The sequence below is a fragment of the Roseburia sp. AF15-21 genome (assembly GCF_003479505.1).
GTDB lineage: Bacteria > Bacillota > Clostridia > Lachnospirales > Lachnospiraceae > Roseburia_C > Roseburia_C amylophila.
Window position 1 is genome coordinate 64,949 of the sequence record NZ_QUHG01000010.1, and the last position, 19,549, is coordinate 84,497.

The 19,549-nt window shown below is 38.8% G+C and carries 24 protein-coding genes and 1 pseudogene; all 25 read left to right on the forward strand.

Translation table 11 applies throughout. The features are described 5' to 3' along the window. Positions 1-22 precede the first annotated feature (22 nt). Positions 23-163 carry a hypothetical protein gene (locus tag DWW33_RS15845; protein WP_015526712.1) on the forward strand — a complete coding sequence of 47 codons (141 nt, stop codon included), beginning with the start codon at positions 23-25 and terminating at the stop codon, positions 161-163. 71 nt (positions 164-234) lie between these two features. Further along, entirely contained in the window at positions 235-477 is a 243-nt protein-coding gene (locus DWW33_RS12745) for a hypothetical protein (RefSeq protein ID WP_044961316.1), read from the forward strand. A gap of 686 nt (positions 478-1,163) precedes the next feature. Continuing rightward, positions 1,164-1,574, forward strand: a complete 411-nt coding sequence (locus tag DWW33_RS12750; protein ID WP_118639639.1) for a single-stranded DNA-binding protein — start codon at positions 1,164-1,166, stop codon at positions 1,572-1,574. Positions 1,575-1,603: 29 nt separating this feature from the next. Continuing rightward, on the forward strand, positions 1,604-1,831 hold the full coding sequence (locus DWW33_RS12755) for a helix-turn-helix domain-containing protein (protein WP_015526709.1): 228 nt from the start codon (positions 1,604-1,606) through the stop codon (positions 1,829-1,831). A gap of 242 nt (positions 1,832-2,073) precedes the next feature. Beyond that, the gene (locus tag DWW33_RS12760; protein WP_021651159.1) at positions 2,074-2,439 is read left to right on the forward strand and encodes a DUF3847 domain-containing protein; all 366 of its coding nucleotides are present in this window, start codon (positions 2,074-2,076) and stop codon (positions 2,437-2,439) included. Continuing rightward, the gene (mobQ, locus tag DWW33_RS12765; RefSeq protein ID WP_118639640.1) at positions 2,439-4,082 is read left to right on the forward strand and encodes a MobQ family relaxase; all 1,644 of its coding nucleotides are present in this window, start codon (positions 2,439-2,441) and stop codon (positions 4,080-4,082) included. The genes DWW33_RS12760 and mobQ overlap by 1 nt, the downstream gene beginning before the upstream one ends. Positions 4,083-4,119: 37 nt before the next feature. Next, positions 4,120-5,994 carry an AAA family ATPase gene (locus DWW33_RS12770; protein ID WP_199650783.1) on the forward strand — a complete coding sequence of 625 codons (1,875 nt, stop codon included), beginning with the start codon at positions 4,120-4,122 and terminating at the stop codon, positions 5,992-5,994. Between the two features lie 140 nt (positions 5,995-6,134). Continuing rightward, positions 6,135-6,602: a helix-turn-helix domain-containing protein gene (locus tag DWW33_RS12775; protein ID WP_044961321.1), complete on the forward strand. Its 468-nt coding sequence runs from the start codon at positions 6,135-6,137 to the stop codon at positions 6,600-6,602. Next, entirely contained in the window at positions 6,595-6,969 is a 375-nt protein-coding gene (locus DWW33_RS12780) for a hypothetical protein (RefSeq protein ID WP_118063366.1), read from the forward strand. The genes DWW33_RS12775 and DWW33_RS12780 overlap by 8 nt, the downstream gene beginning before the upstream one ends. A 242-nt stretch (positions 6,970-7,211) precedes the next feature. Next, on the forward strand, positions 7,212-7,451 hold the full coding sequence (locus DWW33_RS12785) for a hypothetical protein (protein WP_005609451.1): 240 nt from the start codon (positions 7,212-7,214) through the stop codon (positions 7,449-7,451). Positions 7,452-7,463: 12 nt separating this feature from the next. Further along, positions 7,464-7,832 (forward strand): hypothetical protein, encoded by a 369-nt coding sequence (locus tag DWW33_RS12790; protein ID WP_118639642.1) that lies wholly within the window; start codon positions 7,464-7,466, stop codon positions 7,830-7,832. Positions 7,833-7,924: 92 nt separating this feature from the next. Then, positions 7,925-8,134, forward strand: coding sequence for a DUF6462 family protein (locus tag DWW33_RS12795; protein WP_005609464.1), 210 nt, complete (start codon positions 7,925-7,927; stop codon positions 8,132-8,134). Positions 8,135-8,227: 93 nt separating this feature from the next. Further along, positions 8,228-8,398, forward strand: coding sequence for a hypothetical protein (locus DWW33_RS15850; protein WP_015526701.1), 171 nt, complete (start codon positions 8,228-8,230; stop codon positions 8,396-8,398). A gap of 35 nt (positions 8,399-8,433) precedes the next feature. Continuing rightward, positions 8,434-9,669 (forward strand): tyrosine-type recombinase/integrase, encoded by a 1,236-nt coding sequence (locus DWW33_RS12800; protein WP_118063368.1) that lies wholly within the window; start codon positions 8,434-8,436, stop codon positions 9,667-9,669. 170 nt (positions 9,670-9,839) lie between these two features. Beyond that, positions 9,840-10,319, forward strand: a pseudogene (locus DWW33_RS12805) (lysine--tRNA ligase); the annotation flags it as partial. Positions 10,320-11,076: 757 nt separating this feature from the next. Continuing rightward, positions 11,077-12,375: a group II intron reverse transcriptase/maturase gene (gene ltrA, locus DWW33_RS12815; RefSeq protein ID WP_118639643.1), complete on the forward strand. Its 1,299-nt coding sequence runs from the start codon at positions 11,077-11,079 to the stop codon at positions 12,373-12,375. 198 nt (positions 12,376-12,573) lie between these two features. Beyond that, positions 12,574-13,089: a helix-turn-helix domain-containing protein gene (locus DWW33_RS12820; RefSeq protein ID WP_118639644.1), complete on the forward strand. Its 516-nt coding sequence runs from the start codon at positions 12,574-12,576 to the stop codon at positions 13,087-13,089. A gap of 196 nt (positions 13,090-13,285) precedes the next feature. Continuing rightward, on the forward strand, positions 13,286-13,474 hold the full coding sequence (locus DWW33_RS12825) for a hypothetical protein (protein ID WP_118639672.1): 189 nt from the start codon (positions 13,286-13,288) through the stop codon (positions 13,472-13,474). Positions 13,475-13,552: 78 nt separating this feature from the next. After that, on the forward strand, positions 13,553-14,266 hold the full coding sequence (locus DWW33_RS12830) for a lantibiotic protection ABC transporter ATP-binding protein (protein ID WP_118639645.1): 714 nt from the start codon (positions 13,553-13,555) through the stop codon (positions 14,264-14,266). After that, the gene (locus tag DWW33_RS12835; RefSeq protein ID WP_117947907.1) at positions 14,259-14,990 is read left to right on the forward strand and encodes a lantibiotic immunity ABC transporter MutE/EpiE family permease subunit; all 732 of its coding nucleotides are present in this window, start codon (positions 14,259-14,261) and stop codon (positions 14,988-14,990) included. Before DWW33_RS12830 ends, DWW33_RS12835 begins: the two co-directional genes overlap by 8 nt. A gap of 1 nt (position 14,991) precedes the next feature. After that, complete coding sequence (locus DWW33_RS12840) at positions 14,992-15,750, forward strand: lantibiotic immunity ABC transporter MutG family permease subunit (protein WP_117947906.1); 759 nt, start codon at positions 14,992-14,994, stop codon at positions 15,748-15,750. A 14-nt stretch (positions 15,751-15,764) separates the two neighbouring features. Further along, entirely contained in the window at positions 15,765-16,427 is a 663-nt protein-coding gene (locus tag DWW33_RS12845; protein WP_118639646.1) for a response regulator transcription factor, read from the forward strand. Continuing rightward, a complete protein-coding gene (locus DWW33_RS12850) occupies positions 16,415-17,791 on the forward strand; it encodes a sensor histidine kinase (protein ID WP_117841910.1) in 1,377 nt (458 codons plus the stop codon). Before DWW33_RS12845 ends, DWW33_RS12850 begins: the two co-directional genes overlap by 13 nt. Before the next feature lie 477 nt (positions 17,792-18,268). After that, positions 18,269-19,204: a Fic family protein gene (locus tag DWW33_RS12855; RefSeq protein ID WP_118639647.1), complete on the forward strand. Its 936-nt coding sequence runs from the start codon at positions 18,269-18,271 to the stop codon at positions 19,202-19,204. Positions 19,205-19,298: 94 nt separating this feature from the next. After that, positions 19,299-19,547 (forward strand): helix-turn-helix domain-containing protein, encoded by a 249-nt coding sequence (locus tag DWW33_RS12860; RefSeq protein WP_243088664.1) that lies wholly within the window; start codon positions 19,299-19,301, stop codon positions 19,545-19,547. Positions 19,548-19,549 lie beyond the last annotated feature (2 nt).

Here is a 19,549-nt window from a genome sequence, read left to right on the forward strand (position 1 = left end):
TTTTGGAAAGGAGGCAGATTGCATGGTAAAATGTGACCAGACTGACATGGTTTTTACAGCATATATTACATTAAGAAATGGAAATCGTTTATATGCTAAGCAGGTTGGCAAAAAGGTATTTTGCTTTCCACGTAAAGAAGCCAAAGAAAAGAACGATAAATAAATTATAAGTAACAATATGTTCGAGAATGTTTGATGATCACATTCTCTCTTAAAAAGAAAGAGAGACAAAACATGAATAAAAAATCAAGTGGACAGAAATTATCAACACAGGCTTCAAAAATTATGAGATCGAATAATAGTTCTCAAATTCAGAAGTCATTAGCTGCAAGTGTATTGTCACAGAGAAACACCGGAAAAATTACTGGTAAAGCTATGGAAACAAAGGCATCTATGGTAATGAACAGTAATAAGTATTCTGGAACAACAAAGAGTTTAGCTGCAAGTGTACTTTCGCAATCAGATAAAAACAGATAAATAATGATTATCCTAAAGGGCATTAACCGTAAATGGTTAGTGCCTATTTTTTTGCTTTTTTTCAAAATCATCTGACATTATATCCTCTGCCACGTGTGATTAGTGGAAAAATGATTTTTCTAAGAAAATATCTGCCCTCACGTTCTATGTAACAGGTAATTAGTGAAGAAATATTTCATTTATGTATAACAAACTTGCAAAAGAGGGTTGGTAAATACCGTTTTTAAAGCTTTATAGGTAAAGGAACAATTATTTTTCAAAATCATGTCCGTTTTTATACGCCTCAGTACAGAGTATATGAAGGAACTAACGAAAACAAAAGGCAAGGTAATAAAAACGCAAAAAAATATCACGAATTTTTTGCATCGTGCCAGGTCATTTGACTTTAGTAATTAGAGGACGTTTTGAAAATGTTCCTTTGTTGAACCTTGACAACTGATAAGTGCACCCTGGAAGTCTACCAGGAGTCTTGCTATGACCTTTCTTTTCTGAAAGTGAGCGAGATCATAATGACACTCCCGATGATGGGCGGCTGACCGGAGCCTTATGGTCAGTGACCTGTATATGCAGGCAGAGGCAGTCTGAGATGGCTGCAGGTGACAGGGAAACGCACGGAAACCGCTGGCGAAAAAGTAACTGATAATAATATTCACAGGGCGAAATGCCTGGAAAGGATGATAATGACTATGAATAAGGTTATTTTAATGGGAAGATTGACAAAAAATCCGGAAATTAAATATGCCTGGAAAGATAATGATATGGCAGTAGCAAGATACATGCTGGCAGTAAACAGAAGATATAAACGTGATGGGGAACAGGAAGCAGATTTTATTTCCTGTGTAACATTTGGAAAGAGTGCAGAGTTTGCACAGAAATATCTTCATAAAGGAATGCGGATTGTGATCGGTGGTCGTATCAGTACTGGTAATTATAAGGACAAGGATGGAAAGATGATTTATACCACGGATGTAATTGTGAAAGAGCATGAATTTGCTCAGAACAAGGACAACAGCGGTGGTGAAAACTCAACTGGTACACCGAAAACAGATAAGGAAGGATTTATGGAAGCAGCAGAAGGTGAGATCCCATTTGACTAATCTGGAATAAGTGGTTGGAGGTGTGGATTATGGGTGTGAGTTATAACAGATTATGGAAAATGCTCATTGATAAAAATATGAAGCGAGTAGAGATGCAATACCTCGCCGGAATCAGCGGAAATATTCTTGCCCGGATGGGAAAAAACAAGTATGTGTCCATGGAGACAGTTGAGAAGATCTGTAAAAAAATGGACTGTACCATTGATGAGATGATGGAATTTACGGATGATGAAAATAGCACGCCGGATACGGCATAATTCTCTTAGCAAGCTAAGAGCGCACTTCTATACAGGCAATTACATCTGCCTGTATCGTGCGACCTGCGGTGCTGTTCCCGGATTTGAGAAATCTTAATCCGGGAATGTAGCGAAATCATAGATTTCGGACAAGGGGATAGCTCCCCTTGCGGCACAGGTGCCTATCTCATTTATATCAGGGAATCAGCATTTATGAGAGAAAGCTGGTTCTTTTTGTTTGTGAAAATAAGGAGAGACAGACAATGACCAGAGAGAAGAACCCCAAATATGAATCCATGTCACTGGAAGAATTGAAAGCCAACATGGAAAAAAGTAAAAAGGAACTTGAACAGGCAATGCACAATAAGAATATTCTGGAACAGAGAAAAAAGCTGATCGAGAGGAAAGAACGATCACACCGATTGGTGGTTAAAGGTGCTGAGTTTGAAAAAGCGTTTCCTATGTCCAAAGATCTTGAGCAGGAGGATTTCCAGAAAGTAATGAATGAAATGAAAGTTCTTAAATACAACAGAGATACAGTCCGGGATAGATATCTGGAGGCAGGAAGAAAGGAACGACAGCAGATTGCTGAAGAAGTAAAGAAAACCACGAAGGGAGATGATAGCTGATGGCACTTTATCATTTTTCTGTAAAGCAGGTATCCAGAGGAAAAGGGCAGACAGTGGTGAATTCGGCTGCGTATATTTCCGGGCAAAAATTGTATAACGATTATTATGGACAAGTCCATGATTACACGAGGAAATCCGGTGTGATGTTTACAGAAATCCTCAAACCGGATTATGTGCCGGAACGATTATCAGACAGGGAAACATTATGGAACGAGGTAGAGAGAGCAGAAAAGGGCAAGCGGGCACAGCTTGCCTATTCTTTTGACATTGCATTGCAGAATGAACTGACGTTAGAGGAGAATATCCAACTGGCGAGAGAATTTTGCCAGGAACAATTTGTGGCACGTGGCATGATTGTGGATCTGGCAGTTCATGAGGGAAAATCAAAAGATGGAGATGAACCGGATAATCCTCATTTTCATGTACTTGCTCCAATTCGTCCTTTTACAGAAGAAGGAATTTGGGGAAATAAACAGAAACGGGAATATGTTTTAGACGAAGAAGGAAACAGGATAAAAGATGCCAAAGGAAAGTATGTCTTCAATGCTGTTTCTACTACCGGTTGGAACGATCCTGAACTTTTAAAGGAATGGAGAAAGGCATGGACCGAGAAAGTGAATGATAAATTCCGGGAGTGTCATATGGCAGCAAGAATCGACCATCGTTCCTATAAAGAACAGGGAATTGATCTGATCCCGACAATTCATGAAGGGTACGAAGTCAGAGCAATGGAGAAGAAGGGAATCAAAACAATCATTGGAGAGTTGAATCGGGCGATCCGGCAATTCAATCAGATGTTCATTTCCTTAAAAGAATCTATCCAGTGGATGAAAACAGCCTATGAAGAAATGAAAATGGAACTGGATCGAAGGCAGCAGAACCCGACGCTTTTGGAGAGTCTGCAAGATTATTATGATAAAAAAACGCAGAATAGCCCGAAACTTTCAAATTTTTATGCGGAGATGGAACGAAGGGGAAAGAAAATTTCAAACTTACAGGAGTTTGCAAAATCCATCAATTATCTTCAGGTACACAACATTGAGACAATGGACGATTTACAAACACGAATTCAGGAACTGAATGGAATTATTTCTGCCAGCAAAGCTGAAATCAGTGAAAAGAGAGAACAACTGAAAAACCTGGAAGATTTGGAAAAGAAGATGCAGGTATTGAAGCAGAATCAGCCGTTGATAGATGAATACAACCACTTCTTTTTCCAGAAAAGACGGGAAAAGTTTTATACGGAGCATAAAAAAGCGATCAATTATTATCGTAAATGTGAGCGTGAACTAAAACCATACCGGGATAAAAAGGGACGGCTGCCAGAATCCAGATGGAAAAAAGAAAAAGAAGATCTCCGTATAATGATTGAAGAATTAAAAGCTGATAATCAGCCCTATCAGGATGAGCTTGCCTTTGTGAAAAAGGTACAGAGATGTGCTGATATTGCCAGGCGAGATCGTGAAATGCCAGAAACAGGTACTTCCGGGCTTTCAGAAGAAAAAAGAGAAATGCCGGAGCGGGAATCGAAACAGAAATCTTCTATTCATGGCAGACTGGCGGAGAACCAGAAACTGATTGAGGAAAAAAAAGTGAAAAATCGACAAATGAAGAAAAAACGAAGTAATGAGATAAGTTTATAAAAATCTGTTGCAGGACAGACGGGAAAGGATGATGAAAATGCAGTATACAGAAGAACAGATCGCAAGAGCAAACCAGACAGATCTTGTTTCTTTTCTGAATGCACAGGGAGAACAGTTGGTAAAAAGTGGCAGAGAATACCGTTGGAAAAAGCATGACAGTGTAACGGTATCAGGAAATCGCTGGTATCGTCATAGCCAGAATAAGGGTGGCTATCCGGTGGATTTTGTGATGGAATTTTATCATGTCACATTTCCGGAAGCGGTGAAGATGTTGATCGGTGAAGAAGGCGAAGGCAGGCAGAAGTCCTGCCTCGCCCCGTCACCTGACTTCCGGTTACCGGAGAAAAGTGAAACGAATGAGACGGTCATAAAATATCTGACAGAAATCAGGAGGCTTGAGAAAGATCTGGTGGAGGAATGGATTGCCGGTGGGAATATTTACGAAGAAAAGAAACACCATAATGTTGTATTTGTCGGCAGAGATGCAGACGGTATTCCGAGATATGCGCACTGCAGGGGAACTGGCGGGATAAAATATCGGGGAGATGTAGCTGGTTCGGATAAATCTTATGGATTCTGTCACAGAGGAGAGGATAATCAACTGTTTGTATTTGAAGCAGCCATTGATCTGCTGTCATTTATCCAGTTATTTCCAAAAGACTGGAAGAAACGTAGCTACCTGAGCCTGGGCGGAGTCTCCAGTGTGGCACTGATGACTTTTCTTTCTGAACGCCCTCAGATTACTTCGGTTTTTCTGTGCCTGGATAATGATCACACAGGAAATGAAGCTTGTGAAAAATTGGCAGGAGAAATTCCGGATGGATATCGTGTGATCCGGTTGAAACCTGCCAGAAAAGACTGGAATGAAATTCTCTGTGACGAAAATGCTGACAGAAAGAAAGTGATACAGGAAACCGTTACAATGAAAATGCAGGAGAAAGAAGCACTGGTGCCGATGTTATGTTATAAAGATATTGAACAGACCAGTGTGGAATGGCTGTGGTTCCCTTATATTCCATTTGGAAAACTAACAATCATTCAGGGCAATCCGGGAGAGGGAAAAACCTATTTTGCCATGATGCTGACAGCAGCGTGCACGAACCGTAAGTTGTTTCCAAACATGGAAGATGTTGAGCCATTCAATGTGATTTACCAGACAGCAGAGGATGGCATGGGCGATACTATTAAGCCAAGACTGGTGGAAGCAGGAGCAGATCTGAGCCGGGTTATGGTAATTGATGATTCGGAAGAAGTATTGACCTTATCCGATGATCGGATTGAAAAAGCGGTCAGACAGAATCATGTCCAGCTTGTAATCATTGATCCGGTACAGGCATTTATCGGAGCAGATGTGGACATGAACCGGGCAAATGAAGTTCGTCCGGTATTTCGCAAATTGGGTATGATTGCAGAGAAAACCAGTTGTGCTATCGTGCTGATTGGTCATTTGAACAAATCTTCTGGGACACAGAGTACTTACCGGGGGCTTGGCTCTATTGATATCATGGCAGCAGTAAGAAGCTTGATTTTTATTGGAAAAGTGAGAAAAGATCCGACAACGAGAGTGTTGATTCATGAAAAAAGTTCTCTTGCACCGCCAGGGGAGACAATGGCTTTTAAACTGGGAGATGAAGAAGGTTTCCGATGGGTGGGAGCTTATGAAATTTCGGCAGATGAATTGTTAGATGGAAAAGAAGGAAAAGCAACCGAAACAAAGCTGGAACGAGGAGCAAAGCTGATTCAGGAACTGCTTGTTGATAAAAACGAAATTTCAATCAGGGAATTAGACGACAAAGCAAAGGAACAGGGAATATCCGGGAGGACAATGCGTGATGTAAGAAGCCGGATGAAGAATGAACTGGAGTATTGGATAAATGAGAAGCAGGAAAACTGTATTCGGTTAAAAGTGTGATTAATATTAAAGAATAATCCAACCAATCAGAAACGTTTAACAATTGTATAGATCGTTGAATTTAATGCTACATTTTAATGCTATAAAAATTGACAAATGTAGCATTAAAACGTATACTTGATTTTAGGAGGTGAGATTCTTTGGACACGTACACAGTAAAAGAAGTTGCCAAAATGATGAATACGTCTGAAGAAACTGTTAGAAGATGGATTCGCTCAGGGAAATTAAAGGCTAATATGGATTCGCGGAAGAAGGGGAGTGTTATCACTGATGCAATGTTGAGAGAATTCACAAGGAATACGCCTAAATATGCAGCTGCATTGGCTAATCCGATAGGAGGAATTGTTGCTGCCTCGACATTGTTGTTAGGAACTTTTGTAGCAAAGAATATTGAAAAAGGTGAAGCAATAAAGAATTCTACTGTTGATTCGGAGGAAATAAAAAAGATATTGAAAGAGAATCTTGTAACGGTTAATGCAAATATAAAAAATAAGAAGAAGGCTATTGCCCAGCTTGAACAGGAAATAGTTGATGAAGAAACAAAGGTAAAAAGCCTGGAATATTTATTGAAAAACATTGAGAATGTAAAGGGGGATGCAAATGAGTGATCTTAGTAAAAAAATAACAGAGTTATTGTCTAATGAATGTAAAGCTGCACCGGATATGACGCATGGTCTGAAAAATATCGGTGATGGGGATATGAAAGAGGGAATGAAAATTATGGTAGATTTTTTTGAAGAAAACGGTATGAGAAAAGGCGCATTGTTTGGTGCAACAGCAACTCTTGCTGGGGTAGGACTAATAGTTGGAGCAAAAAAACTTTATTCAATGAAAAAAGTTCATAAAGAAAAAGGTGAGAAAATTCTTAATGGATTAAAACAGGGAATAGAGAATGAACTGACGGAAAGCATTGAAGATTATGAGTGTACTAAAGAAAGTGAAAAAGCAGAAAACATTCAGGCAGATAATGTGTGATGTAAGAGACCGAATGAAGAATAAACAGGAATATCTGATTAAAAAACGGATGGTGGCAGACAGATTAAGAAGGTACAGCGTTTTATAGATACCTTATCTGCCGTCTGCCACCTGCCGGCGTATGGATATTTTTAAGTGTATAGGAATAAGTAAATTTGGATTGACAGAAAATATAGAAAAGCGTATTATAATAGCAAGAGGTGGGATTTCCCACACAAATGCTTGCGTAGGAGGTGTTGATAATGGAAGCAATGAAAGATTATGTTGCTCATCTGGACAATAAAAAAAGGATTACCCTCAGAGGAGCTGCTTATCAGTATTATAATGTAAAAGAATATGGAAATGGCTGCATTATTCTGGAACCTCGGGAACTGGCAGTGCCAGAGAGCATTTCAGCCAGAACCCTGGCAGATATGGATCGTGCAGTAAGTAACTTTAAAAGAGGAGATGTTTCTCCGGCTATTGACCTGTCAGATTTTTAAAAGGAACAAAGAATGAACTTTAATATACGAATGGGAATCCCTGAAATGCAGGAACTTTGGCTAGATCTGCAGGAGAAATATCGTTCTGGGAATATAAAAAAGAAGGAAGAACAGTTGTATAAAAAATGGGGAAAGGCTTTAAATCTGTTATCGGCAGATCCAGGGTATCCAAGTCTTCAAACCCATGAGATAGAGCCATTGTCCAGACGTTATGGAATGAAAGTGTGGCAGTCTTATCTGGAAAACAAAACCAGTGGCGCAATGAGAATGTACTGGGTTTATGGACCAGACCAGAAAGACATTACGATTATCGGACTGGAACCACACCCTGAAGATAAGAAAAATGGCGCATATGACCGAATTTCACTGTCGGATTTATAGAATAAAACTGAATATGGAACTTAACACGAGCAGTTAGTCTATGAAAAAAATAGGGTAGCTGCTTTTTTCATGCCCAAAAGGAGGTGTTGTGTATGGGATATGCACGTAAAGATGTAGAGAAAACAAAGAAAATAGCAAAGAAATTTGTCCGTTATCAGGAAGGGGCAGAGCTTTACAGCATTGGACTGACGAAATTCCAGGAGCTGGCGAAAGAAGCCAAAGCAGTGTATAAGATTGACAAGGTTGCTCTTGTAAACTGTGAGATTTTTGAAAAGTATCTGGAGACATTTCGGATTGCGTAGAAAACAGAAGAAACTTGCGGAAGGACGAAAAACAGGGATTGACTTTTTGTCATACGAAAATTATAATGTGGATGTGGAGGAATAAGAACAGATATGGCGAGAACAGGGAGACCAAAATCGGAAAATGTAAAAAAGAAAGTATTGAGTATCCGGGTGGAAGATTCTATGTATAAGCGTATCTGTGATTATGCCGGAAAACACAAAATGACTGTGACAGAAGTTGTCTTGCAGGGACTGGAGAAAGTTTTGAACAGACCTGAATAATATGGAGTCCTTCCTTTATTTGAAGGAGGATTTATATGGCACAGACAAGAAAAGATCTGCGGGGCAGAGTCCTGCGGAAAGGTGAATCACAGAGACGTTCCGATGAGAGGTATGTATATACTTATACGGACCCACTTGGAAGACGTAAGTATGTTTATGCACAAGACCTTGTAACGCTTCGGGAAAAAGAAGCACAACTCATGAAAGATCAGATGGACGGTCTGGATATCTATGTTGCCGGAAAGGCTACTGTAAATTTTGTATTTGACCGTTACATGAGTCTCAAAAACAATCTGAAACCGACGACCAAGAGCAATTATCTGTATATGTATGACCGCTTTGTGCGAGATACATTTGGAAAGCGGAATATAGCAGAAATCAAGTATTCAGATGTAGTGCAATTCTATAATTATCTGGTTGAGAAACAAGAATTGCAGATCAATACATTGGAAACAGTTCATACGTTACTGCATCCGACTTTTCAACTGGCAGTGAGGGATGACATTATCAGAAAAAATCCTTCGGATGGTGTCATGGCAGAATTAAAGAAAAATTTAGGTATGAAAATCGGTGTGAGACATGCACTGACAATTCCACAGCAGAGAGCATTTATGGAATATATTGCCACGCATCCGATTTATTATCACTGGTGGCCAATCTTTACGGTTTTTCTTGGGACAGGCTGTCGTATTGGTGAAGTGTTGGGATTGAGATGGGAAGACATCAATTATGAGAAGCGGATTATCTGCGTCAATCATAATCTGACGTATTATCCGGTAGGTGAAGATCGTGCTTCAGAAAATCACATTTCAACACCGAAAACAGAAGCTGGGATGCGAACCATTCCTATGTTGGATGCGGTCAAAGATGCTTTTGAAATGATCTGGGAAGAACAGAAAGAGAAAGGCTGGACGGATGCAGAGATTGACGGAATGACAGGATTTATTTTCTGTAACCGTTATGGAAATATAATGAATGCGCAGTCAGTCAATCGGGCAATCAAGAGGATAGCTTCTTCTTACAATGCGACGGAAGAAGTAGAAGCAAGAAAAGAGCATCGAGAGCCGGTGCTGTTACCCAACTTTTCGGCACACAATCTGAGACACACTTTTTGCACAAGGCTTTGTGAAAGAGAAACCAACCTGAAGGTTATCCAGTCGATCATGGGGCATAAGGATATTCAGACTACGATGGATATCTATGCCGAAGCGACCGAGGAGAAAAAACAGGAAACATTTGAACATTTGGCTGCAACAATGGATGTATTTTAAGAAGGGCTTATGAAGACTTCCATCTGACAACAGAAATAACCAAATGACATCAAATTGACAACAAATATAATCTGACAATGGTTCATCATGAATAATGATGAAGAGAAGACAATTTAATAGAAACAGCCCAGCGAAGCGTTATGAAGAATAACGAAGAAATGCTAAAAAAATTCCCGACAATGAAGTCCTTAGATGGTGTAAATAAGAAAAATGATGTAAATAATACAGCTTCTGAAGCACCTGAAAAAAATGTAAAAACTGAGTCTGAAAAGATTGATTTTTCTAAAGTAAAGATTGAGCCTTTGTTTGAGGAAATGGTAGACTTTGATACATTCAGCAAGTCAGATTTCCGTGCAGTAAAGGTTAAAGAGTGTGTTGCAGTACCGAAGTCAAAGAAACTGTTACAGTTTACTCTTGATGACGGAACAGGCACAGACAGAACCATTTTAAGCGGTATTCATAGCTTTTATGAGCCGGAAGAACTGGTTGGAAAGACTCTTATTGCTATCACAAATCTTCCACCGAGAGCGATGATGGGCATTGACTCTTGCGGTATGCTCCTCAGTGCTATTCATGAAGAAGAAGGCGAAGAAAAGCTCCATCTTCTGATGGTAGATGACCACATTCCAGCAGGTGCAAAGCTCTATTAAGATGAGAAACTGAGCCTTGCGGCGGTGTGCGCTTGCGAACACCGACATAAGGCGAAAAACGCACGGAGACGCCAGTCGACGTGATGTAAAGATGTACCGTTTTACCGAATAGACGGGACGTATTTCATTTGATAAAAAACTGAAAAAACAGCGATTTACATCAATTGATGCAGAAATCGGTGCAAGCAAGAAAAAATCGCATAATTAGTGCAATGAGTGGGCAATTCCAATCGGAGTTGCCCATTTTTAAAACAAACAGAAATACAAATCGAGATTGTGCGCCCAGACAAGGGCGAGTAGTCTAGCAGGTGGAATGCCTGTCTGGTAAGGTCTAACCAACCGCCAGTAGCGAGTCTTGGGTGACTGCCAGTAATGGTAGTTGCTAAGCGTAGACAGCGAGAAAATAGAGAGTGTGATTGAGCCTCGAAATTTTGACATCTAGAAGGCTGACGTTCTAATTTCGACGGAAAGCAATACAAATCAATTCGAATTGGTGAGAAATGGTTTGCTTCTGCGGGGTCAAAGAGCACTTTATGTTTTACATTGTGATTATTCAGTCAACTGGGGAGAGCCTATTGTTTCTTGCCAATGCAAGTATGGCAAACAACTGCAAAACAGGAGAATGTCAAAAGAACAGTAGGCAGTCGGATAGCTTCATAGTACTGAAGAAGTTGGGTAATGCTAACGGAGGAAAGGGAGCTACATAATAATGGTCTTTCTGAGGACACATCAACCGTACTCAGGGACGGAGGTATTGATGGAAACGAAATTAGAAAGAATAGCAGTAATATCGGCAAATTCGCCGAGACCAGAGTTCACATCGTTGTATCATTTAATCAATAAAGAAATGCTTTTGCAATGTCACAAAGAATTAGACGGAAACAAAGCAGTCGGTGTTGATGAGATTACTAAGAAAGAGTACGAGAGAAATCTGGAGCAAAACATAGATGACTTGGTAGAAAGACTGAAAAGAAAATCATACAAACCACAGCCATCAATTAGGGTATATATCCCTAAAAGCAATGGAAAACTTCGACCATTAGGAATTGCGTGCTATGAGGACAAAATAGTCCAATTAGCATTAAAGAAGATATTGGAAGCTATCTATGAACCGAGATTTCTGAACTGCATGTACGGATTCAGACCAAATCGAGGATGTCATAACGCAATAAAAGAACTGTATAAGAGATTAAACAACACGAAAATCTGCTATATTGTGGATGCTGACATCAAAGGATTCTTCGACCATATGAAGCATGAATGGATTATCAAGTTTCTCAAACTTTATATTAAAGACCCCAACATAATTGGTCTTGTCAAAAAGTATCTTAAAGTGGGAGTGCTGGATAATGGTGAACTTATGGTGAATGAGGAAGGTTCAGCTCAAGGCAATATCATAAGTCCAATCCTAGCAAACATATATATGCACAATGTATTGACACTATGGTATAAGTTTATTATTACCAAAGAATGCAAGGGAGATAACTTTCTAATTGTATATGCAGATGATTTTGTTGCAGGATTTCAATATAAATGGGAAGCAGAGAATTACTACAAGCTTCTTAAAGAACGAATGGGAAAGTTCGGTTTGCAATTAGAAGATAGTAAAAGTCGTCTCTTACAAAGCGGTGCTTATATTGCAAGGGCAAAGCAAAAGAGCGGTGAGTGTATCAGATTACAAACATTTGATTTTCTGGGATTCACATTCTATTGTGGGCGTTCACGCAAAGGCATGCCATATATAATGCCAAAGACAAGCTCTAAGAGATTCAGACAGAAAATTCGAGACATCAAGGTATGGTTATATGCGAATAGAGACCAATCGCTAAAGAAACTAATGGGTATGCTAAATCTGAAGCTAATAGGTCATTATAGATACTATGGCATAAGTTTTAATGGCAGAATGATTTCAAACTACAAACAACAAGTGAGAGAACTTCTGTTTAAGGTGCTGAATAGACGAAGTGACAGAAAGAGTTATACAAGAGAAGGATTCATTGAAATGCTGAAATATTATCCATTGGCAATGCCAAAGATTTATGTCAGCTTGTTTTGAGACTGTAAATATTATTATGAAGAGCCGTATGCGGGAAAGCCGCACGTACGGTTCTGTGAGGGGCTTACATTGTGAGGTGTAAGTCTACTCGACTGTCTGTGAAAAGCCCGTGAATAAGCGGATGTTAATATGTATTGCTTGTGGCAACGGCTCTATTGAATATAGAATTGAGCTATCAAAAACAAGGAGGCAGAGATTATGCTAAATGAAAATATCAAAAGAATTAGAAAGTCAAAAGGGCTGTCGCAAGAAGAACTGGCAATTAAACTGAACGTAGTAAGACAGACAGTATCAAAATGGGAGAATGGTTTGTCAGTTCCAGATTCCAGTATGCTGATTATTTTGGCGAATGAACTGGATACTACTGTAAGTGAATTACTTGGAGAACCTGTAGCAGAACCGACTACCGATGATTTAAAGATTCTTTCTGAAAAATTAGAAGTTATTAATTTGCAGCTTGCAAAAAGAAGTATAACAAAGGTAAAAACGATTCGATGGATTCTTATTTCATTGTGTGCGGTTATAGTGGTAATATTTATCGCACTTGCATCTACGAATAGTTTTTATTTGAATTGGAATTACAATTACAATGATCCTGAGTTGGCAGTGGCAGGAACAATACTGCATGGGTTTGAATTCTTGTTTGTAAGACTCGCACCGATTGTTTTTTTGACTTCGGTGGTTGGAGTTGTGGTGACATATAAGAAAAGATAAATTCCAGTTTGCCAACTTGCCCTTTGAGAGAGGAGAAATCCTTTTCTCAAAGCACTTTATGGATATCATGAATGGAAGCTATGCCCAAACACATTTCCCTTGCAAGTTATGGGATGCAGGAGAAAAGGGACTTACATTATCTGCTTTTGAATGGGAGAAGGATAGAAAAACGCTGATATATGGGCAGGTAGACTATATGTATGGAGAAGCACTTTATAAGCCTGAAATGAAAGAAGGAAATCCTATAAGGTTATATAGTTTGGATGAAATCACGGAGATATTCGGTAAATTGGGACTTTGTATTTGTAACAGCTTTGCTGATTTTAGTGGAAAGCCGAGTTCTGATAATGATATTCAATTGTTGGTTTATTCCATACGGGAATAAATCTTCATCAAATCTTTATTTTTCCCTGATAGATTATATTTCAGTGAGAAATGAAATATAGAAGGAAGGATAGTAAAGATGGAAATGATGTTGCAGACACAAAATCTATGTAAATATTTTAGAAAACAGAAAGCGGTAAATAATGTTTCACTTAATATCGAAAAGGGACAGATTTATGGACTGCTTGGACCGAATGGCGCTGGTAAATCTACCACATTGAAAATGCTGACCGGTATGATGAAACCAACTGAAGGAAAGATTTACTTTGATGGAAAACTTTTGGATAGGAAAGATTTATCAAAAATAGGAGCGTTAATTGAAAATCCGCCTATTTATGAAAATCTTTCCGCCAGAGAGAATTTGAAGGTAAGACAATTATTGCTTGGTACAGATGAAAACAGAATTGATGAGGTCTTGCAGATTGTATCACTTACAAACACCGGAAAGAAGAAAGCAGGACAGTTTTCTTTGGGGATGAAGCAAAGACTAGGCATTGCAATGGCATTGCTTGGAGAACCGGAACTTTTGATATTGGATGAACCTACGAATGGATTAGATCCAATAGGCATCGAGGAATTACGAGAGCTGATCCGGTCTTTTCCGGAACAGGGAATCACTGTAATTCTCTCCAGTCATATTCTCTCAGAGGTACAGTTACTTGCAGATAAAGTCGGGATTATTTCAGGTGGAATCTTAGGATACGAAGGAGCATTAAAGCAGGGAGATAATCTTGAAGATTTGTTTATGAATGTGGTAAGAAAAAACCAGAAAGCAGGTGAAATCCATGGTTAATATTATAAAAGCAGAACATCAAAAAGCCAAAAGAACCATGCGAAAAAAGTTTATCTGGGGATTTCCTCTTCTTACATTTGTCATGGCATTTATATTTACTCTTGGGATGACAAATGCTTATGCAGAAAGTGTTTGGAACTGGTGGTATACACTTTTGCTGCCGGGGATGATTGCCCTATTTTGTTATCTTTCTGTGGCGCAGGAGAAAAAGATAAAATACTATCATTTAATGACTATTCCCACAGACAGAAGAAAATTGTTGCTGGGGAAAATTATTTATATTGGGTACATGATTCTGTTTTCCAATGTGATTGTGTTTGCAGGAGCAACGCTTGGAGGCTTTCTTCTAACGACACATGTTCCAGTTGGAGGAGCGTTGATTGCAGTATTGTTTCTGACGGTTTCTGAGTTATGGGAGATTCCGGTAGCTTTGTTTTTAAGCGAACGCTTTGGAATGATTGTAAACCTGTTCGTCTGCCTGTTTATTACCGTCAGTGGTGTGGTAATATCACAAACCAGGATCTGGTATGTACTTGTTTCGGCAATCCCTATGCGAATGATGTGTCCGTTACTTCATATTTTACCGAATGGTCTTGCGGCAGAATCGGGGAATCCATTTTTGAATACGGGAGTCATTGCTCCGGGGATCTGCCTCTCAATGATCTGGTTTGTTCTTGCAACGCTTTTGTTTCTGAAATGGTTTGAGAAAAGAGAGGTGAGATAGGATGCTTGGAAGATCTCTGAATGCAGACTTGCGAAAGATGAAAGGAACATCTGTGATTCTGGCACACGTACTGATTCCGATTCTAACCAGCGTTATATTTTTAGTGTATTACCTTTTTTCACCATGGAATGAAAATATGAAAGTGATTGCATTTTATCAGGCAATAGGAGCAGGACTTCCAGTACTTGTTGGAATTTTTACAGCAAGTGTGATGGAGCAGGAACAAAATGCAGGTAACTTTCAGAATATGTTATCCTTATCGAAAAAAGGAGTGGCATTTATATCGAAACTTCTGCTGTTACTGATGTTTTGTCTTGGCTCTGTCTTACTGACTACTTTAATATTTGGAACTGGATTTGGAATGATATCAGCAAGTGGTAGCTGGAGTAACAGCAATATGGAAATTGTAAAAATATGTGTTGTTGCAGCATTGCTACTGTGGGGAAGCAGTGTTCCACTTTATCTGTGGCAGCTGATTCTGGCTTTTCAGTTTGGAAAAGGGGTATCCATTGGAGCAGGGATTATATCAGGACTAATTAGTGCATTGATGCTTACCGGACTTGGAGATTATGTGTGGAAATATGTATTTGTCTGCTGGACGGGTAGAGTACCATATACTTATCTGCAATCTGTATTGGGAGAAACTAGTGTAGGTGAATGGTTGTCATTCATACCAGGTTGCTTAATATTAACAGGGATTAGTATGGTATACTATTTTTGGTGGGTAAACCACTGGGAAGGAAACAGAATATCGGAATAGAATCGAGGGAAACTATGGCAAAAATACTGGCAGTTGATGATGAACCGGCAATTCTGGAAATGATAGAAAGCATTTTGAATAAGGATGGACATCTGGTTACCAAAGTAAGTAATCCGCTGAAACTTAATATGGAAGAATTACATCGTTATGACCTGATTTTACTTGACATTATGATGCCTGGAATGGACGGCTTTGAATTATGCAAAAGAATCAGGGCACTTGTGGATTGTCCGATTTTGTTTCTTACCGCAAAAACGGAGGAAAAAAGTCTGGTGAGCGGACTTTCGTTGGGAGCAGATGATTATATTTCAAAGCCATTTGGAGTGAGGGAACTTCGGGCAAGGATTCATGCACATCTTAGAAGAGAGCACAGGGAACATTCTGTCCGGATGGTTTTAGGGAGAGTCTGCATTCAAATATCTCAAAAGAAACTATTGGTTGATGATAAGGAACTTCCTCTTACAAAAGCGGAGTACGAAATTTGTGAATTCCTAGCTAAAAACAGGGGACAGGTTTTCTCGAAAGAACAGATTTTAGAAGAGGTCTTTGGTTTTGACAGTGAGAGTAATGACAGTACCATTATCACGCATATCAAAAATATAAGAGCAAAATTTGCGGATTATGATTATACACCGATAAAAACAGTCTGGGGGATTGGATATAAATGGGAAGAGTAAAGAGAAGCAATGCACTCAGCTGGATTTTTATGAGATATGTACTGGTCATGCTTGGATCATTAGTAGGTTTGGTGATTGTTGCTTGGCTGCTGCTGTACCTTTTGATTAGTGTGGGCTGTATCTATCCGGCGAATTATGCAGAGCAAAAGATTAATGAAGCATATGATACGATTTTACGTGCGGATAAAGTAACTGCTGAGATGATTCCTGCACTTTGTGATTATGTAATCTTTTCAGAGAATGGAGAGAAAATAGGTGGAGATCTGTCAGAACAATACGAACAGATAGCATGGAATGTTGCAAAGTACGGAAACGCATCCGGGAAATATTTTTATAAAGTAATTGTAAGGGAAAATGAATATGTTGTATTGCAATATCGCCTGACACCTCAATATCATTCAGCTTTTTTGAGGGAGCATTTTATAGGACCACAGAATGTGATGAGTATTATGTCTGTGATTGGAGCGGTAGCGATTATCATCATTCCGTCCATACGTTTTGGAAAAAGAATCAAAAAGCAGATGCAGCCTGTATTAGACGCAATCGGACAAATAAAGGATCAAAATCTGGAATATGAGACATCCTGTTCCGGTATCAAAGAGTTTGATGACTGTTTATCGGCAATCGATGATATGCGAGATGCATTGCGAGAATCTTTAGAAAAGCAGTGGAAAACAGAGCAGGAAAAGAAACAGCAGATGTCTGCTTTGGCGCATGATATTAAAACACCTCTTACGATTGTACGGGGAAATGCAGAACTACTTTCAGAGACTGAACTGACCACAGAACAGAAGAAAAATATCACTTATGTTTTGAACGGCACAACACAGATACAAAGTTATGTAAAACAGTTGATAGATGTCACAAAATCATGGAATTGCAGTGATGTTACCTATACAACGGTGAGGTTAGAAGATTTTTTCGCAGATATAAAGGAACAGGCACTCGGACTGGTAGAAATCTATCACCAGAAGATAGATTGGAAGGCGGAACAAAGTGATAAAAAGGTAACGATTGCTTATGATCCAATGTTCCGAGCCGTAATGAATGTGATTCAGAATGCAGTGGAGCATACAAAAGAAAATGGAATCATTTATATTGACGCAAAGGAGCAGGATGGCCGGCTGACATTCATTGTGGAGGATAGCGGATCAGGATTTACAAAAGAAGCATTATTGCATGGCACAGAGCAGTTTTTTATGGATGACACAAGTAGAAATGGCGAAGCCCATTATGGGATGGGACTATTTTTTGCAAAAACTGTGGCTGAAAAATATGGTGGAGGTATTAAACTTTCAAATTCTGAAAATACAGGTGGGGCGAGGGTAGAAATATTTTTCCTGAGTAGTCAAGAAACAAGCTAAATAGACCGCAATTAAGCTATGTAAAAGAAATTTTACATGCTTTTATCTAATATGTAAAGGATGACAGTGGAAGTTCAAAAATTACAAGGGTTAATAATGAAGAACATCATTACCGAATGGTTGAAATAACTAATAAGGAAACTGGGAATTATGATGTTATGATGATTAGTACAGGAGATTCATTTACTAGAGTTGTAAATCGCGGATGTCCCAAGGATCCAACACAATTAGCACTAAATTCACAGGGGATGCTTTCGAATACAAAAGATAGAAACGAATCTAAAACATTTTTATCTCATCGGAGAAGACTCCCGCCTCTACAGGTGGCGAGTAAGAAATAAACCTGTCCGATATGATTTAGGGTGAATTTGAAAAAAATATAATAAAAAATCACCCTAAATTTAAAAAATATATTGAATTTAGGGTGAAAAAGTGCCAATATATAATTATAAAATCACCCTAAAAGGAGATGGATGAATGAGTAATATAACAGAAATCCAAAGATTACTAAATGAAAAAGCTGATTTGCAGGCTCAAATTAATATCTCTGCATTTGATGGAAGTATTGAAATCAAGACTGTAAATGATCAGAAATATATTTATGTTAGAAAAAGAGAAGCTGGAAAATACAAATCAAATTATATAGATAAATATTCTGAGGAGCTCTACGCACTTGCAGTTAATCAATCGCAGCAAATAAGAGCGGTTAAAAAGCAACTTAGAAAAATCGAAAAGGACTTAGCAAAGCTTGGATATACAGAAAGCGAACTGTCACCAAGAGTAAAGCTTAATATTGACTTTGCTAGAGCTAATGTCAAAAGTCTGATTTATGATCAGGCTGTATTGGAAGGTGTTTCCACTACATTTCCACAGACAGAAACTATTTTGGAAAATGGCGAAGTTAACGGAGTAAAAGCAACTGATGTCCAAAAAATCTTAAATTTGAAGCATGCGTGGGAGTTTATTGTGGATCCGGATGTAGTGGCTTCTCCTTGCAATTATTATATGGTAAGTCATATAGCACGCCTGGTAAATGAAGGGTTCTTCGAAAATGGTGGTTCCGTTAGAGCTGTTCCTGTTACGATTGGTGGTTCAAGCTATGTGCCTCCAATTCCAAATGAGTTGGATGTAAAAGAGAAAATAGATGAAATTATAAACTCAGGACTTGAGGACGTTGATATTGCAATTGAGCTTACGCTTTATTGTATGAAGACACAGATTTTTATTGATGGTAATAAGAGAGCTTCTATTATCTTTGCTAATCATTTTATGATTGGAAAAGGTATTGGATTGTTAGTTGTGCCGGAGAATATTGTGTCTGAATTCAAGGGTCTTCTTGTAGCTTATTATGAAGGTCGAAATGAAGATGAGATTAAGGCATTTTTGAAAGAGAAGTGTTGGCGTAAGTTTTAGTAGATAAGTATTTATATCCTAAACGAACGAATCGTGTCATTAATTGGAACAATGTAGTTGTGAAGAACATTCGATAGAGGAATATGCTGGAAAATTGTGTATTTCAGCAAGCCGATTATCTCATTTATTTAGTGAACAGGTAGGGATAACGCTTAAAAAATATTTAACACTGCATCAGTTAGAAAGAGCATTTCAAGATTTATTAGCTGGGAAACGGATAACGGAAGCAGCATTAAACGCAGGATTTGATTCACCACCACATTTTGCATCTACAGTAAAAAGGATGATGGGACTTCCGGCGAGAAGTACAGTAAAAGATAGCGAATTTTTGAAAGTTTATTAGAG

Bases quoted from the DNA above. Each gene is read 5' to 3' on its own strand.
- DWW33_RS15845 (WP_015526712.1), top strand. From the start codon at position 23: ATGGTAAAATGTGACCAGACTGACATGGTTTTTACAGCATATATTACA.
- DWW33_RS12745 (WP_044961316.1), top strand. From the start codon at position 235: ATGAATAAAAAATCAAGTGGACAGAAATTATCAACACAGGCTTCAAAA.
- DWW33_RS12750 (WP_118639639.1), top strand. From the start codon at position 1,164: ATGAATAAGGTTATTTTAATGGGAAGATTGACAAAAAATCCGGAAATT.
- DWW33_RS12755 (WP_015526709.1), top strand. From the start codon at position 1,604: ATGGGTGTGAGTTATAACAGATTATGGAAAATGCTCATTGATAAAAAT.
- DWW33_RS12760 (WP_021651159.1), top strand. From the start codon at position 2,074: ATGACCAGAGAGAAGAACCCCAAATATGAATCCATGTCACTGGAAGAA.
- mobQ (WP_118639640.1), top strand. From the start codon at position 2,439: ATGGCACTTTATCATTTTTCTGTAAAGCAGGTATCCAGAGGAAAAGGG.
- DWW33_RS12770 (WP_199650783.1), top strand. From the start codon at position 4,120: ATGCAGTATACAGAAGAACAGATCGCAAGAGCAAACCAGACAGATCTT.
- DWW33_RS12780 (WP_118063366.1), top strand. From the start codon at position 6,595: ATGAGTGATCTTAGTAAAAAAATAACAGAGTTATTGTCTAATGAATGT.
- DWW33_RS12785 (WP_005609451.1), top strand. From the start codon at position 7,212: ATGGAAGCAATGAAAGATTATGTTGCTCATCTGGACAATAAAAAAAGG.
- DWW33_RS12790 (WP_118639642.1), top strand. From the start codon at position 7,464: ATGAACTTTAATATACGAATGGGAATCCCTGAAATGCAGGAACTTTGG.
- DWW33_RS12795 (WP_005609464.1), top strand. From the start codon at position 7,925: ATGGGATATGCACGTAAAGATGTAGAGAAAACAAAGAAAATAGCAAAG.
- DWW33_RS15850 (WP_015526701.1), top strand. From the start codon at position 8,228: ATGGCGAGAACAGGGAGACCAAAATCGGAAAATGTAAAAAAGAAAGTA.
- DWW33_RS12800 (WP_118063368.1), top strand. From the start codon at position 8,434: ATGGCACAGACAAGAAAAGATCTGCGGGGCAGAGTCCTGCGGAAAGGT.
- ltrA (WP_118639643.1), top strand. From the start codon at position 11,077: ATGGAAACGAAATTAGAAAGAATAGCAGTAATATCGGCAAATTCGCCG.
- DWW33_RS12820 (WP_118639644.1), top strand. From the start codon at position 12,574: ATGCTAAATGAAAATATCAAAAGAATTAGAAAGTCAAAAGGGCTGTCG.
- DWW33_RS12825 (WP_118639672.1), top strand. From the start codon at position 13,286: ATGTATGGAGAAGCACTTTATAAGCCTGAAATGAAAGAAGGAAATCCT.
- DWW33_RS12830 (WP_118639645.1), top strand. From the start codon at position 13,553: ATGGAAATGATGTTGCAGACACAAAATCTATGTAAATATTTTAGAAAA.
- DWW33_RS12835 (WP_117947907.1), top strand. From the start codon at position 14,259: ATGGTTAATATTATAAAAGCAGAACATCAAAAAGCCAAAAGAACCATG.
- DWW33_RS12840 (WP_117947906.1), top strand. From the start codon at position 14,992: ATGCTTGGAAGATCTCTGAATGCAGACTTGCGAAAGATGAAAGGAACA.
- DWW33_RS12845 (WP_118639646.1), top strand. From the start codon at position 15,765: ATGGCAAAAATACTGGCAGTTGATGATGAACCGGCAATTCTGGAAATG.
- DWW33_RS12850 (WP_117841910.1), top strand. From the start codon at position 16,415: ATGGGAAGAGTAAAGAGAAGCAATGCACTCAGCTGGATTTTTATGAGA.
- DWW33_RS12855 (WP_118639647.1), top strand. From the start codon at position 18,269: ATGAGTAATATAACAGAAATCCAAAGATTACTAAATGAAAAAGCTGAT.